This is a genomic window from Streptomyces sp. NPDC037083, from assembly GCF_055606485.1.
In genome coordinates this window covers 69,049-84,768 of record NZ_JBVJSQ010000001.1, presented here as the reverse complement: position 1 = coordinate 84,768, position 15,720 = coordinate 69,049, and the positions used below count along the sequence as shown (strand labels likewise).

General features: G+C 69.7%; 14 protein-coding genes. All 14 read left to right on the top strand.

Going from position 1 to position 15,720, the window contains the following annotated elements; genetic code table 11:
* Nucleotides 1–135: 135 nt before the first annotated feature.
* Complete coding sequence (gene thrB / locus ACZ7DE_RS00385) at nt 136–1,065, top strand: homoserine kinase (RefSeq protein ID WP_470756350.1); 930 nt, start codon at nt 136–138, stop codon at nt 1,063–1,065.
* A gap of 407 nt (nt 1,066–1,472) precedes the next feature.
* Nucleotides 1,473–3,491 (top strand): transcription termination factor Rho, encoded by a 2,019-nt coding sequence (rho, locus tag ACZ7DE_RS00380; RefSeq protein WP_470756348.1) that lies wholly within the window; start codon nt 1,473–1,475, stop codon nt 3,489–3,491.
* Nucleotides 3,492–3,706: 215 nt separating this feature from the next.
* Complete coding sequence (locus tag ACZ7DE_RS00375) at nt 3,707–5,452, top strand: trypsin-like serine protease (protein WP_470756346.1); 1,746 nt, start codon at nt 3,707–3,709, stop codon at nt 5,450–5,452.
* 159 nt (nt 5,453–5,611) lie between these two features.
* A complete protein-coding gene (locus ACZ7DE_RS00370; RefSeq protein WP_470756344.1) occupies nt 5,612–6,751 on the top strand; it encodes an LCP family protein in 1,140 nt (379 codons plus the stop codon).
* A 251-nt stretch (nt 6,752–7,002) separates the two neighbouring features.
* A complete protein-coding gene (rpmE, locus tag ACZ7DE_RS00365; protein ID WP_189919687.1) occupies nt 7,003–7,227 on the top strand; it encodes a 50S ribosomal protein L31 in 225 nt (74 codons plus the stop codon).
* Nucleotides 7,228–7,334: 107 nt separating this feature from the next.
* Entirely contained in the window at nt 7,335–8,411 is a 1,077-nt protein-coding gene (gene prfA / locus ACZ7DE_RS00360) for a peptide chain release factor 1 (RefSeq protein ID WP_470756341.1), read from the top strand.
* 87 nt (nt 8,412–8,498) lie between these two features.
* Nucleotides 8,499–9,338 (top strand): peptide chain release factor N(5)-glutamine methyltransferase, encoded by an 840-nt coding sequence (gene prmC, locus ACZ7DE_RS00355; protein ID WP_470757889.1) that lies wholly within the window; start codon nt 8,499–8,501, stop codon nt 9,336–9,338.
* Between the two features lie 80 nt (nt 9,339–9,418).
* Complete coding sequence (locus tag ACZ7DE_RS00350; RefSeq protein ID WP_470756339.1) at nt 9,419–10,066, top strand: L-threonylcarbamoyladenylate synthase; 648 nt, start codon at nt 9,419–9,421, stop codon at nt 10,064–10,066.
* Entirely contained in the window at nt 10,063–10,740 is a 678-nt protein-coding gene (locus ACZ7DE_RS00345) for an arsenate reductase/protein-tyrosine-phosphatase family protein (RefSeq protein WP_470756337.1), read from the top strand. Before ACZ7DE_RS00350 ends, ACZ7DE_RS00345 begins: the two co-directional genes overlap by 4 nt.
* A 108-nt stretch (nt 10,741–10,848) precedes the next feature.
* Nucleotides 10,849–12,087, top strand: coding sequence for a serine hydroxymethyltransferase (locus ACZ7DE_RS00340; RefSeq protein ID WP_470756335.1), 1,239 nt, complete (start codon nt 10,849–10,851; stop codon nt 12,085–12,087).
* A gap of 173 nt (nt 12,088–12,260) precedes the next feature.
* Nucleotides 12,261–13,613, top strand: a complete 1,353-nt coding sequence (locus ACZ7DE_RS00335) for an MraY family glycosyltransferase (RefSeq protein ID WP_470756333.1) — start codon at nt 12,261–12,263, stop codon at nt 13,611–13,613.
* 340 nt (nt 13,614–13,953) lie between these two features.
* Complete coding sequence (locus ACZ7DE_RS00330; RefSeq protein WP_470756331.1) at nt 13,954–14,367, top strand: hypothetical protein; 414 nt, start codon at nt 13,954–13,956, stop codon at nt 14,365–14,367.
* A gap of 222 nt (nt 14,368–14,589) precedes the next feature.
* Nucleotides 14,590–15,399, top strand: a complete 810-nt coding sequence (gene atpB, locus ACZ7DE_RS00325; RefSeq protein ID WP_470756329.1) for a F0F1 ATP synthase subunit A — start codon at nt 14,590–14,592, stop codon at nt 15,397–15,399.
* Between the two features lie 72 nt (nt 15,400–15,471).
* Nucleotides 15,472–15,717 (top strand): ATP synthase subunit c family protein, encoded by a 246-nt coding sequence (locus ACZ7DE_RS00320; RefSeq protein ID WP_020131181.1) that lies wholly within the window; start codon nt 15,472–15,474, stop codon nt 15,715–15,717.
* Nucleotides 15,718–15,720: the final 3 nt, after the last annotated feature.

Sequence of the window (15,720 nt, the reverse complement as noted above, 5' to 3'; positions counted from 1 at the left end):
CTTCCTTCGATAGGCTGTACTGAACCCGCCTGCCGCATATGCCGCAGTGCCGCGTAGCCGTCGCGGTCCCGGGCCCTCACACACCGCATCGAATCTCATTCGACAGCCCCGCAGCTCAAGGAGAGTCATCGCGAGATGGCCGGTCCCGCCTTCCGCGCCGCCCCCGTCCGGGTGCGCGTCCCCGCCACCAGCGCCAACCTCGGCCCGGGTTTCGACGCCTTCGGCCTCGCGCTGGGGCTCTACGACGACGTGGTCGTCCGGGTGGCCGACTCGGGGCTGCACATCGACATCGCGGGGGAGGGCAGCGAGACGCTGCCGCGAGACGAGAAGCATCTGCTCGTCCGCTCCCTGCGCACCGCCTTCGACGTCCTGGGCGGCCAGCCGCGCGGCCTGGAGATCGTCTGCGCCAACCGCATCCCGCACGGCCGCGGCCTCGGCTCCTCCTCGGCCGCGATCTGCGCCGGGATCGTCGCCGCGCGAGCGGTGACCATAGGCGGCGAGAGCAAGCTCGACGACGCGGCCCTGCTGGAGCTGGCGACCGAGATCGAGGGGCACCCGGACAACGTGGCGGCCTGTCTGCTGGGCGGATTCACCCTGTCCTGGATGGAGTCCGGCGCCGCGCGGGCGATCAGGATGGAGCCCGCCGATTCCATCGTTCCGGTGGTTTTCGTGCCCGGAAAGCCGGTGCTGACCGAGACCGCGCGCGGACTGCTCCCGCGCTCCGTCCCGCACGTCGACGCAGCCGCCAACGCGGGCCGGGCGGCTCTGCTCGTCGAGGCGCTCAGCCGGCGTCCGGAACTGTTGCTCCCCGCCACCGAGGACCGCCTGCACCAGGAGTACCGCGCGCCGGCCATGCCGGAGAGCGCGGCACTGGTGGAGCGGCTGCGCGCCGACGGGATCCCCGCGGTGATCTCCGGCGCCGGACCCACCGTGATGGCGCTGGCCGACGCGGGAACGGCCGACAAGATCGAGTCCTCGGCCGGCGCGGACTGGGCCGCGAACCGCCTGGCCCTGGACCTGCAGGGGGCGAGCGTGCTGCCCCTCGCACCCTCCGGCGACATCTAGAAGTGCACGGTTGCCGGATTTCGAGAGGGGGAATGTTTGTTGGATCCGGTAGTGTTAACCTCAAGTCTGCACCCGACCCCACCATGGCGAGGTGCTTCGTGTCCCCCTTCGGGACAGACATTCTTCCGGGAGCTTCCCAAGCCGCACTGCGTTCCGTACGTCGTACCTGGGCAGTACGCCGTGCAGCGACGCTGAGCGGTCCTCGGGGCACGCTCCGGAATCGGTGCGACCACGCCACGTGACACTGGGTGTCACGGCTCGTCGCGGTAGCGCCATCACCAGCAAATACTCTTCCGCCGCTTTGGCGGACCACCGCCCCGGCTTCGCCACAGCAAGGACCGAAGTCGGACAGCACAAACGGTCGCCGAGCCAGACAGGCCGACGTCCGCTCCAGGGAAGGACCCTTCGTGAGCGACACCACCGATCTGATGGGCGCACGTGTCGAGGAGACCGCTGCCGCGCCCGCCACGGACGCCTCCGCGCCTGCCACCGGTGCAGGCTCCCGGCGGCGCCGCGGTACCGGCCTCGAGGGCATGGTGCTGGCCGAGCTGCAGCAGGTCGCATCCGGCCTCGGCATCAGGGGCACCGCGCGTATGCGCAAGAGCCAGCTGATCGAGGTCATCAAGGAGGCGCAGGCGGGAGGCGCGGCCCCCGCGAAGGCGGCCCCCGCGGCGGACGCCGCCGAGACCAAGCCCAAGCGCCGCGCCACCTCCAAGGCGCGTACGGGCGAGGCCGCCGAGAAGAAGGCGGACGCCGCCCCGGCCGAGGCCCCCGCCGAGAAGGCCGTGGCCCAGCAGCAGATCGAGATCCCCGGCCAGCCGGGTGCGGGGAACGACGCCCCCACCGAGCGCCGTCGCCGCCGCGCCACCGCCGAGGCGGGCAGCCCGGAGACGGTCGCCGCCGAGGCGAAGAGCGCCGCGAAGGCCGAGGCTCCGGCGCAGGCCGAGGCCCAGGCCCAGCCGCAGGGCGACGCCCGGAGCGACGCCGACGGCGGCGAGGGCCGTCGTCGTGACCGCCGTGAGCGCGGCCGCGACCGCGGTGACCGTGGTGACCGCGGTGACCGCCGCAAGGGCGACGACCAGCAGGGCGGTCAGCAGCAGCGCGGCGGCCAGCAGGGTCAGCAGCAGAGCGGCGGTCGTCAGGACCGTCAGCAGCGCGACAACGGCCCGCAGGACGACGACGACTTCGAGGGCGGCCGGCGTGGCCGTCGCGGCCGTTACCGCGACCGCCGCGGCCGTCGCGGGCGCGACGAGATCGGCGCCGCGGAGCCGCAGCTCGCCGACGACGACGTCCTGATCCCCGTCGCGGGCATCCTGGACATCCTCGACAACTACGCGTTCATCCGGACCTCGGGCTACCTGCCGGGCCCCAACGACGTCTACGTCTCCCTCGCCCAGGTCCGCAAGAACGGCCTGCGCAAGGGCGACCACGTCACCGGCGCGGTCCGTCAGCCCAAGGAAGGCGAGCGGCGCGAGAAGTTCAACGCGCTGGTCCGTCTGGACTCCGTCAACGGCATGGCGCCCGAACACGGCCGCGGCCGCCCGGAGTTCAACAAGCTGACCCCGCTGTACCCGCAGGACCGCCTCCGTCTGGAGACGGACCCGGGCGTGCTGACCACCCGGATCATCGACCTCGTGTCGCCGATCGGCAAGGGCCAGCGCGGTCTGATCGTGGCCCCGCCGAAGACCGGCAAGACCATGATCATGCAGGCCATCGCCAACGCGATCACGCACAACAACCCCGAGTGCCACCTGATGGTCGTCCTGGTCGACGAGCGTCCGGAAGAGGTCACCGACATGCAGCGGTCGGTCAAGGGCGAGGTCATCTCCTCGACCTTCGACCGCCCGGCCGAGGACCACACCACGGTCGCCGAGCTCGCCATCGAGCGCGCCAAGCGTCTGGTGGAGCTGGGCCACGACGTCGTCGTGCTGCTCGACTCGATCACGCGTCTGGGCCGTGCGTACAACCTCGCCGCGCCCGCCTCCGGCCGCATCCTGTCCGGTGGTGTCGACTCGACCGCCCTGTACCCGCCGAAGCGCTTCTTCGGTGCGGCCCGCAACATCGAGGACGGCGGCTCGCTGACCATCCTCGCCACCGCGCTGGTGGACACCGGGTCCCGCATGGACGAGGTGATCTTCGAGGAGTTCAAGGGCACCGGCAACATGGAGCTCAAGCTCGACCGCAAGCTCGCCGACAAGCGCATCTTCCCGGCGGTGGACGTCGACGCGTCCGGCACCCGTAAGGAAGAGATCCTGCTCGGCAACGACGAGCTCGCCGTCGTCTGGAAGCTGCGCCGGGTGCTGCACGCGCTCGACCAGCAGCAGGCGATCGAACTGCTTCTCGACAAGATGAAGCAGACGAAGTCGAACGGCGAGTTCCTGCTGCAGATCCAGAAGACGACGCCGTCGCCGGGCAACAACGACTGACGTCCGTCACACCTGCCGGAGAACCGGCTAAGACCGGTGCTCAAGGGCCGCTCCCACACGTGGGGGGCGGCCCTTTCCGTTGCCCGGCGACAGGATACGATCTCGCCTTCGGTCATGTTTTCGAGCATGAACGTCCGAGCATGAACTTCAGATCCCGAGGGGGGACTTGAGTGGGCACAGCCACGTCCGGGGGCGGTCGTAAGCACAGACGTCGGATGCGCATCGGTCTGCCGGTAGCCGCGGCAGCGCTGGCCGCCGCGGTCGCCGGCGCGCTGCTGACCTCGTCGGCGGAGGCGGCCGAGGCGCCGCCGGCGCCCAAGGTCACCGTGCCGTCGGCGAAGGAGCTGCAGAAGCGGCTCGACATCGCCCTCGCCGGGGACGACGTCGCGGGACAGACGTCGAAGGAGTCGCTGACCTCCGGCAGCCGCACCACCGTCGACCCGAAGATCATCGGCGGAACGACCACCACCATCACCACGGCGCCCTGGATGGCGCAGCTGTGGTACGGCGACGACCGCGGCACGCCCGACAACGAGAGTGACGACATCGGCTTCTTCTGCGGCGGCTCGGTCGTGTCGCCGACGAAGATCGTCACCGCCGCGCACTGCGTCAAGGGCTACGACTGGAACGCCCACGGCACGATCGTCACCGGCACCTCGCAGCTGCCGACCTCGGGCGACCTGCACGGCGGCACCGCCACCGGCGTCTGGCGCCAGTGGAGCCACTGGTCGTACAACTCGTCGACGATCGACAACGACATCGCCGTGCTGACCCTCGGGGCCCCGGTCGCGGCCAAGCCGATCCCGATGATCCCGGCCGGCAACACCGGGTCGTACCTGCCCGGCACCAAGGCGACCGTCTACGGCTGGGGCCGCACCAGCTCCACCAGCCAGGACATCTCCGACACCCTGAAGACGGCCACGCTGCCGATCCAGTCCGACACCACCTGCGCGGGCTACTACGGCGCCGACTTCATCAAGAGCCACATGGTGTGCGCGGGCGACCCCGCCACCGGCAGCGACGCGGGCACCACCTCCGCCTGCAACGGCGACTCCGGCGGCCCGCTGGTCGTCGGCGGCCGGCTCGTGGGCGTCGTCTCCTGGGGTGTGACCGACTGCGTCGAGAGCGGCGCGTACAGCGTCTTCAGCAAGGTCACGTCGTACTTCGGCACCGTCTATCCGCGCGTCGACGACACCAACCTGAGCTTCGACCACAACGCCGACCTGTTCGTGCGCAACTCCAGCACCCAGGAGGCTTTCGAGCTCGATTCCAAGGGCACCTCGCTGGCCCCCCGGGTGTCCTGGGGCACCTGGAGCGGCTACAACGTCATCCTGCAGTCCGACCTCAACCGGGACGACTTCCAGGACCTGATCGTGCGCCGCACGTCCGACGGCGACGTCTTCTGGAAGCACTACGTGCCCGCCAGCTCGAGCTGGGCCACCCAGCTCATCGGCGACAACTGGAAGTCCCGCCTGTCGATCGTCGCCCCCGGCGACGTCACCGGCGACTTCCTGCCGGACCTGGTCTCCGTGGACTCCGCGGGCAACCTGTGGATCAACCCGGGCAAGGGCAACGGCAGCCTCGGCGCCTCGGTCAAGGCCGGCACCGGCTGGAACAACTACAACGTCGTGCGCGGCCACGGCGACTTCAACGGCGACGGCCGGGCCGACCTGATCGCCCGTAACAAGACGAGCGGCGCCGTGTACCTGTTCCGCGGCCGGGGCGTGAGCGGTACGTCCGCCTTCGCACCCGGTCTCAAGGTCGCCACCTGGAGCAACACCACGTACAACGCGTTCGCCACGGTCGGCGACGTCAACGGCGACGGCAAGGCGGACCTGCTGGCCCGCACCCCCGCCGGCACGCTCTTCCTGTACCGCGGCAACGGAAGCACGGGCAGTGTGATCTTTTCCGCAGGAATATCACTCGGCACGAGCTTCAAGCAGTACGACATCCTCGGCTGAAACCGCAGGTGGGCGCGGAATTCCGCGCCCACCTGAGTGACGCTCCGTGCCCGGTCCCTCGCGGACCGGGCACGGAGCGTTTGTGCAACCCTGTCCCGAGTTTCCCCGTCTGACCTGGCGGAGTGACGATGGTGAGGTTGCACGAGAACAGAGGAGCACATGTCCGCCGAGAGCACGCCGGAGCCCGGCATACCGGGTGAGACCGGAACGACGAGCGGGGCGGCAGGCAGCAAGGGCCCCCGCCACCGCAAGCAGCGAGGCAGACGCAAGGGGCTGCTGATCGCCGCGTGGACCGCCGCGGGCGTCGTGGTGCTGGGCGGCACCGGTGTGGGCTACCTGTACCTCAAGCTCAACGGCAACATCAAGAGCGTCGACATCGACCAGGCGCTGGGCACGGACCGGCCCGCCAAGGCCGACAACGGCTCCGAGAACATCCTCGTCCTCGGCTCGGACACCCGCTCCGGCGCCAACAAGAAGCTGGGCGGCGGCGCCGACGACGGCAGCGCCCGCTCCGACACGGCGATGATCATTCACGTGTACGAGGGGCACAAGAAGGCCAGCGTGGTGTCCATCCCGCGCGACACCCTCATCGACCGTCCCGCCTGCACGGACACCCAGGGCGGCACGCACGACGCCGCGTCCGACGTGATGTTCAACTCGGCGTACTCGACGGGCGGCGCGGCCTGCGCCGTGAAGACGGTCGAGTCGATCAGCGGCGTCCGCATGGACCACTACCTCGAGGTCGACTTCGCCGGCTTCGAGAAGCTCATCGACGAGCTCGGCGGCGTCCAGGTCACCACGACCAAGGCCATCAAGGACCCCGACAGCCATCTCGACCTCAAGGCCGGCCCGCACACCCTCGACGGCGAGCAGGCCCTCGGCCTGGTCCGCACCCGTCACGGCGTCGGCGACGGCTCCGACCTCGGCCGCATCCAGCTCCAGCAGGCCTTCATCAAGGCGCTGGTCAACCAGGTCAAGCACGTCGGACTGTTCACCAGCGGCACCAAGCTGTACGACCTGGCCAACACGGCCACCAAGGCCGTCACGACCGACTCCCGCCTCGGCTCGCTGAACTCCCTGATGTCGTTCGCCAACGGCCTCAAGGGCATCAGCGCGACCAACATGAACATGGTCACGATGCCGGTCCTGTACGACCCGTCCAACCCCAACCGGGTCATCGTCTCGAAGGCCAAGGCCGAACAGGTCTGGACGGCCCTGAGGAACGACCGGCCCATCCCGAGCACGGCGACGACGGGCAACGCGACGGGAGAGGCGTCCGGGGTCGTGACGTCGTCCTGAGGCGGTCGTGACGCCGTCCTGAGGCGGTCGTGACGTCGTCCTGAGGCGGTCCTGACGCCGTCCTGGCGCCGTCGTGCAAGGGCGTGTGCGACGTGGTCCTCGGCCACGCCACGGCCCGCGGGGAATAGATCCCCCCACCCCCCGGTTTTGGGGGATGCGGCCAGTCCTGGCAGACTGGTACGTCGGCTCCGGTTCACGCTCGTCGTATCCCGCGGCAGCGACCCGGCGCCCTCCCGAAACTAGGAGACACCTTGAAGCGCGACATTCACCCCGAGTACGTCGAGACGCAGGTCAGCTGCACCTGTGGCGCGTCGTTCACCACCCGCAGCACGATCGAGAGCGGTTCCATCCGCGCCGACGTCTGCTCCGAGTGCCACCCGTTCTACACGGGCAAGCAGAAGATCCTCGACACCGGTGGCCGTGTGGCCCGCTTCGAGGCCCGCTTCGGCAAGGCCGCCGCCGGCTCCAAGAAGTAGCGAGCCCCTTTTCGCCGGTCCACGGCATGTCCCCGCCCGGGGGCACGCCGGGACCGGCGTTTTTGGTCGCCCGCCCTTCCCCCACGTACGTCATTCAGGAGCCCACCATGTTCGAGGCCGTCGAGGAGTTGCTCGGAGAGCACGCCGACCTGGAGAAGAAGCTCGCCGACCCGTCGGTCCACGCCGACCAGGCCAACGCGCGCAAGCTGAACAAGCGCTACGCCGAGCTCACCCCCATCGTCGGCACGTACCGCTCCTGGAAGCAGACCGGCGAGGACGTCGAGACCGCTCGCGAGTTCGCCGCCGACGACCCCGACTTCGCGGCCGAGGTCAAGGAACTGGAGAAGCAGCGCGAGGAGCTCACGGAGAAGCTGCGGCTGCTGCTCGTTCCCCGGGACCCGTCCGACGACAAGGACGTCATCCTGGAGATCAAGGCGGGCGCGGGCGGCGACGAGTCGGCCCTGTTCGCCGGCGACCTGCTGCGGATGTACCTGCGCTACGCCGAGCGCGTCGGGTGGAAGACCGAGATCATCGACGCCACCGAGTCCGAGCTGGGCGGCTACAAGGACGTCCAGGTCGCCGTGAAGACCAAGGGCGGCCAGGGCGCCACCGAGCCCGGCCAGGGCGTGTGGGCGCGGCTGAAGTACGAGGGCGGCGTGCACCGGGTGCAGCGGGTGCCCGCGACCGAGTCCCAGGGGCGGATCCACACCTCCGCCGCCGGCGTGCTCGTGACGCCCGAGGCCGAGGAGGTCGACGTCGAGATCAACGCCAACGATCTGCGCATCGACGTGTACCGGTCCTCCGGGCCGGGCGGCCAGTCCGTCAACACCACCGACTCCGCGGTGCGCATCACGCACGTTCCCACCGGAGTCGTCGCCTCCTGCCAGAACGAGAAGAGCCAGCTGCAGAACAAGGAGCAGGCGATGCGTATCCTGCGCTCCAGGCTGCTGGCCGCGGCCCAGGAGGAAGCGGAGCGGGAGGCCGCCGACGCCCGCCGCAGCCAGGTCCGCACCGTCGACCGCTCCGAGAAGATCCGCACGTACAACTACCCGGAGAACCGCATCTCGGACCACCGCGTGGGCTTCAAGTCGTACAACCTGGACCAGGTCCTGGACGGCGACCTCGACGCGGTGATCCAGGCCTGCGTCGACGCGGACTCGGCCGCCAAGCTCGCAGCCGCGTAGGCGCTGCAGGACACACGCACGACGAGTACGACACGGAGGACTTGCGTGCAGCAATCATTTGGGGGACGCCCCCCAAGCCCCCGAAGTCTGCTGCTCGCTGAGGTAGCTCAGGCCACCCAGCGGCTGGCCGACGCCGGCGTGCCCTCGCCGCGCAACGACGCGGAGGAACTCGCCGCGTTCGTGCACGGCGTGAAGCGCGGTCAGCTCCACTCCGTGCAGGACTCCGACTTCGACGCCCGCTACTGGGAGGTCATCGCCCGGCGCGAGCAGCGCGAGCCGCTGCAGCACATCACCGGGCGGGCCTTCTTCCGGTACCTGGAGCTCCAGGTGGGCCCCGGAGTCTTCGTGCCGCGCCCCGAGACCGAGTCGGTCGTCGGCTGGGCCATAGACGCCGTACGCGCCATGGACGTCGTCGAGCCCCGGATCGTCGACCTGTGCACCGGCAGCGGGGCCATCGCGCTCGCCCTCGCCCAGGAGGTGCCGCGCTCCCGCGTGCACGCCGTGGAGCTGTCCGAGGACGCCCTGCGGTGGACGCGCAAGAACATGGAGGGGTCCAGGGTCGACCTGCGTCAGGGAGACGCCCTGGACGCCTTCCGCGACCTCGACGGACAGGTCGACCTGGTCGTCTCCAACCCGCCGTACATCCCGCTCACCGAATGGGAGTACGTCGCCCCCGAGGCGCGTGACTACGACCCCCAACTCGCCCTGTTCTCCGGCGAGGACGGCCTCGACCTCATCCGCGGCATCGAACGCACCGCGCACCGCCTGCTGCGCCCCGGCGGCGTCGTCGTCATCGAGCACGCCGACACCCAGGGCGGCCAGGTGCCGTGGATCTTCACCGAGGAGCGCGGGTGGGCCGACGCGGCCGACCACCCCGACCTCAACAACCGACCGCGCTTCGCCACCGCCCGCAGGGCGATGCCGTGAGCGCCCCCCGGACTTTCGACCCCCAGCAGGACGCGTACGCACACGCGCAGAGGTACTTCGTGTACGAGGAGGCTCGCTAAATGGCACGGCGATACGACACCAACGACGCGCCCGACCGTGTGACCGGTCTGCGCGAGGCCGCGTCCGCCGTCCGCCGTGGCGAGCTCGTGGTCCTCCCGACCGACACGGTGTACGGGATCGGCGCCGACGCGTTCTCCTCGGAGGCCGTCGCCGACCTGCTGGCGGCCAAGGGCCGGGGCCGCAACATGCCCACCCCCGTGCTCATCGGTTCCCCGAACACGCTGCACGGGCTCGTCACGGACTTCTCCGAGCTGGCCTGGGAGCTCGTCGACGCGTTCTGGCCGGGCGCGCTGACGCTCGTGGCCAAGCACCAGCCGTCCCTGCAGTGGGACCTGGGCGACACCCGGGGCACGGTCGCCGTGCGGATGCCGCTGCACCCCGTCGCCATCGAGCTGCTCACGGAGGTCGGCCCGATGGCGGTCTCCTCGGCCAACCTGACGGGCCATCCGGCGCCGGAGAACTGCGACTACGCCCAGGAGATGCTCGGCGACTCCGTCTCCGTCTACCTCGACGGCGGCCCGACCCCCGGCAACGTGCCGTCCTCGATCGTCGACGTCAGCCGTGAGGTGCCGCTGCTGCTGCGTGAGGGCGCGATCTCCGCGGACGAGCTGCGGAAGGTCGTACCCGACCTCGAGGTGGCGAATTGACAGCCCCTGACGCGGGGCGTGGCATAGGCAACGGGGAACGTGCCGCGGAGCAGACGACGACGTTCGGGTATCCGCGCGACACCTTCCGCATCCTCCACGTCAGCACCGGAAACGTCTGCCGCTCGCCCATCACCGAGCGGCTGACCCGGCATTTCGTGTCGCAGCGGCTCGGCCTGCTGGGCGGCGGGCTGATCGTGGAGAGCGCGGGCACCTGGGGCCACGAAGGCGCGCCGATGGAGGCCAACGCGGAGACCGTGCTGGCCGACTTCGGCGCGGACGCCTCCGGCTTCACCGGCCGTGAACTGCTCGACGAGCACGTCATCATGGCCGACCTGGTCCTGACGGCGACCCGCGACCACCGCGCGCAGGTCATCTCCATGGGCCATTCGGCGGGTCTGCGCACCTTCACGCTGAAGGAGTTCACCCGCCTGGTGAACGCCATCGACCCGGCCACGCTCCCGCCGCTGGACGAGGGCGTGGTGATGCGGGCGAGGGCGCTGGTGCGCGCCGCGGCGGCTCTACGCGGGTGGCTCCTGGCCCCCACGCTCGAGGCCGACGAGGTCTACGACCCCTACGGGGCTCCGCTCCCCTTCTTCCGCTCGATCGGCGACGAGATACACCAGGCGCTGGACCCGGTGGTGACGGCCCTGACAGGGGTGCCGGCGCGGGCCTGACCCGGGACGCGGGGCGGGCGGGCGCCCGGGTGGAGGCCGACGCGGGGCGTCGCGCGGGCGTCGGGCCTACATTGGACGTACGTCACCGTCGACGCCCCGGAGTGCATCATGTCGGTCACCCATGTCCCCGAGGCCGATGTCCTGCGCCGGCAGGACCCCGAACTGGCCGAGATCCTGCTCGGGGAACGGGAGCGGCAGTCCTCGACGCTGCAGCTGGTCGCCGCCGAGAACTTCACCTCGCCCGCCGTGCTGGCCGCGCTGGGCTCGCCGCTGGCCAACAAGTACGCGGAGGGCTACCCGGGGAACCGGTACCACGGCGGCTGCGAGATCGTGGACGTCGCCGAGCGCATCGCGGTGGAGCGCGCCAAGGCGCTGTTCGGGGCCGAGCACGCCAACGTCCAGCCGCACTCGGGGTCCTCGGCGGTGCTGGCGGCGTACGCGGCGCTGCTGCGGCCCGGCGACACGGTCCTGGCGCTGGGGCTGCCCTACGGCGGGCATCTCACCCACGGCTCGCCCGCCAACTTCTCCGGGCGCTGGTTCGACTTCGTCCCCTACGGGGTGGACGCGGAGACCGGGCTCATCGACCACGAGCAGGTCCGCATGCTGGCCCGGGGCCACCGGCCCAAGGCGATCGTGTGCGGGTCCATCGCCTACCCCCGCCACATCGACTACGCCTTCTTCCGCGAGGTGGCCGACGAGGTCGGCGCCTATCTGATCGCCGACGCCGCCCATCCCATCGGGCTCGTCGCCGGGGGAGCGGCGCCCAGCCCGGTGCCGTACGCCGACATCGTCTGCGCCACCACCCACAAGGTGCTGCGCGGGCCGCGCGGCGGGATGATCCTGTGCGGCGGCGAGCTCGCCGAGCGGGTGGACCGGGCGGTGTTCCCGTTCACGCAGGGCGGTGCGCAGATGCACACCATCGCCGCGAAGGCGGTCGCGTTCGGCGAGGCGGCAACACCGGCGTTCACCGCGTACGCCCATCAGGTGGTCGCCAACGCGAGGGTTCTCGCGGCCGCTCTGGAGGGTGAGGGCGCGGCCGTCACGACCGGCGGGACCGACACGCATCTCATCACCGCCGACCCCGCCCCGCTCGGCGTCGACGGCCGCGGCGCACGCGGGCTGCTCGCGGCGGCCGGGATGGTGCTGGACTGCTGCGCGCTGCCGCACGCGGACGTCCGCGGCCTGCGCCTGGGCACCGCCGCGACGACCACCCAGGGCATGGGGGAGGACGAGATGCGGCGCGTCGCGGCACTGCTGGCGGGGGTGCTGCGGGACGAGATCGAGGGTCGCAAGGCCCGTGAGGAGGTGCGCGAGCTCACTCTGGCGTTTCCGCCGTATCCGGCCTGATCCGGGGTAGGCGGCTTCGGTGCACACCCTGGTGCGCACCCCCGAACACCTCTACGCACAGCCTCGCGTGAAACCATCCTGACTACCCGGAAGTCCTCTCACATATGCGCCGTGCAGTAGTCGATCGCTAGGGTGTGGGACTGAGATGGCCAGCGAGACCTGTGGGGAAGCCCGTGCGTGAATACCTGCTGACGCTCTGCATCACGGCCGCGGTGACGTATCTGCTGACCGGGCCGGTACGCAAGTTCGCGATCGTGGCCGGAGCGATGCCGGAGATCAGGGCCCGTGACGTGCACCGGGAACCCACTCCGCGGCTCGGCGGGATCGCCATGTTCTTCGGCCTGTGCGCCGGTCTGCTGGTCGCCGACCACCTCACCAACCTCAACGAGGTCTTCGAGAAGTCGAACGAGCCGCGCGCCCTGCTTTCGGGGGCGGCGCTGATCTGGCTGATCGGCGTTCTGGACGACAAGTTCGAGATCGACGCGCTGATCAAGCTGGGCGGCCAGATGATCGCCGCCGGCGTCATGGTCATGCAGGGTCTGACGATCCTGTGGCTGCCGGTGCCGTGGGTCGGCACGGTCGCGCTCACCCAGTGGCAGGGCACCCTGCTGACGGTGGCGCTGGTCGTGATCACCATCAACGCCGTCAACTTCGTGGACGGCCTCGACGGCCTCGCCGCCGGCATGGTGTGCATCGCGTCGGCCGCGTTCTTCATGTACGCCTACCGCATCTGGTACTCGTACGGCATCGAGGCGGCCGCCCCGGCGACGCTGTTCGCGGCGATCCTGATGGGCATGTGCCTGGGCTTCCTGCCGCACAACATGCACCCCGCGCGGATCTTCATGGGCGACTCGGGCTCGATGCTGATCGGGCTGGTGCTGGCCGCCGGCGCGATCTCCATCACCGGCCAGGTCGACCCGGACGTCATGAAGCTGTTCTCCGGGTCCGAGCGCAACGCCGTCCACCAGATGGTTCCGGTCTACATCCCGCTGGTGATGCCGCTGACGATCATCGCGATCCCGGCCGCCGACCTCATCCTGGCGATCGTACGGCGCACCTGGCGCGGCCAGTCGCCGTTCGCCGCGGACCGCGGACACCTGCACCATCGGCTGCTGGAGATCGGCCACTCGCACAGCCGCGCGGTGCTGATCATGTACTTCTGGTCGGCGCTGATCGCGTTCGGCGCGCTGGCGTACTCGGTGAACTCGGCCTCGATGTGGATCGTCCTGGGCGTCGTGGTCCTCAGCGCGATCGGTCTGGGGCTGCTCCTGCTGCCGCGCTTCACGCCGCGCACGCCGCGCTGGGCCGAGTCCTTCGTCCCGCCGCGCTACCGGCGTCGCGCGGCGGCCCCGAGCGGGGGCGTGGCGGCCTCCGTCGGCGCGGTCGCGGTGGCGGCGGCCCCGCCCGGGCGGACCCCGGAGACCGTCCCGGCCCGCGAGCCGGGCGCCCACCGGAAGATGAACGGCAGCACCGCCCTGTCGGAGCGGGCCTCGCGAGTGCGCGCGCAGGAGCGCGAGCGCGCGTAGCGCACCGGTCGCGTCCTTGCACAAGGTAAGAATCTGACTAGAGCATTGCCAAGTCGTGGGGGAACGGGGAGAGGGCAAAGGCTCTCAATACCAGACAATCTCCCCGGGAATCCGCACAGACGCGCACTGTCACTCTCATGTGTGACAGCAAGCACACCAGCTAGGTAAAGACCTCATCAAATAGTTTGTGATACGGTTCACGAGAACCCCCGGATAGAGCCGAAGGGCCGCACTACGACGGTCCGTCGGAGCGAGGCGGCGTGAGGTCTCTCGCCCCTCAGGCCGGGACTACGCTCGTCCATGACGACACCCTGCCCCCCTTGATTGCGGAGTTGCCGCCATGCAGTCCAACGACGTACGAACGCTCCTGCACTGTGCCCTGCCCACCGCTGTCGCGGGTGTGGCGGGAGTCGCGGTGAGCGCCGCCGTTGCCGGCGGCAAGGGAGCGCTCGGCGCCGTTTTCGGCGCGGCTCTCGTCCTGCTGTTCATGAGCAGCGGACTGGTGGTGCTGCTGCGCACCGCGCGCCAGCTTCCTCATCTGTTCCAGTCGATGGGGTTGCTGCTCTACACCACCCAGATCCTGTTGCTGATGATCGTCCTGATCACTTTCAAGGGGACCTCGGCCTTCGATCCCAAGTGCTTCGCCTTCACGCTGCTCGCGTCCACCCTGGTGTGGATCGCGGCCCAGGTGCGCTCGCACATGAAGTCCAAGATCCTCTACGTCGAGCCGGACTCCGCCCGGACGTCGTCGTGACCTGTAGGGCCGGTGTAAAGGGCCTTCCGCTCTTTTGCTATGGTCTCGCCACAACTGCGGCAGAGCTGGCGCGGGCGGCAAGCGTGCCTGTGACGTCTCACGGTTCGGAGCCCAGTCGCCGCCCCCTAATCCGCAAGTCCAGTCCAGTGCCGTCCCGCGGTCGCAGGCCGCGCCGACACATCGAGGTTGCCGAACCCATGCGCCACGCTGAAGGAGCTCGCGGTGAGTAACGCCAAGACGCTCGCCTTCGAGACCGACTGTCATATTTTCGACGGGTGCGGTTTCCCGACCCCCGGCCTGCACTCGTTCCTGTTCGAGCCGCTCTTCACGGTCGGCGGCATCGAATTCAACAAGCCGATGCTGCTCTCGCTGGTGAGCACCGTCATCGTCATCGGGTTCTTCTGGGCGGCCTTCAACAAGCCGAAGCTGATCCCCGGCAAGCTCCAGATGGTCGGCGAGGCCGGCTACGACTTCGTACGCCGCGGCGTCGTCTACGAGACGATCGGCAAGCGCGAGGGCGAGAAGTACGTCCCGCTGATGTTCGCGCTGTTCTTCTTCATCTGGATCATGAACCTGTGGTCGATCGTCCCGATCGCCCAGTTCCCGGCCACCGCGGTCATCGCGTTCCCGGTCGGTCTGGCCGCCCTCGTCTACATCGTGTGGATGAGCGTGACGTTCAAGCGCCACGGGTTCATCGGCGGATGGAAGAACATCACCGGCTACGACCCGTCGCTCGGCCCGGTGTTCCCGATGGTCATGTTCTTCGAGTTCCTGTCGAACGTGTTCATCCGGCCCTTCACGCACGCCGTCCGGCTCTTCGCCAACATGTTCGCCGGACACGTGCTGATCCTGATCTTCACCATCGGAACCTGGTACCTGCTCAACGGCATCGGCATCGCCTACTCGGCGGTCTCGTTCCTGATGGTCATCGTGATGACGGTCTTCGAGCTGTTCATCCAGGCCCTCCAGGCCTACGTCTTCATCCTCCTGTCCTGCAGCTACATCCAGGGCGCGCTCGCCGAGCACCACTGAGCACCCGCACCACCCCCTGAACTTCCGGTGGCCAACCCCCACCGGCCTGTGTAAAGAGAAGGAAGTTACGGCATGTCCGCTCTCGACACCCTCGCCGCGGTCGAAATCAAGGGCAACCTCGCTGCCATCGGCTACGGTCTCGCGGCCATCGGCCCCGGCGTCGGCGTTGGCATCATCTTCGGTAACGGCACCCAGGCTCTGGCCCGTCAGCCCGAGGCCGCCGGCCTGATCCGTCAGAACCAGATCCTCGGCTTCGTGCTCTGTGAGGCGCTCGCCCTGATCGGCCTGGTCATGGGCTTCGTCTACCCGACGTCCTGATCC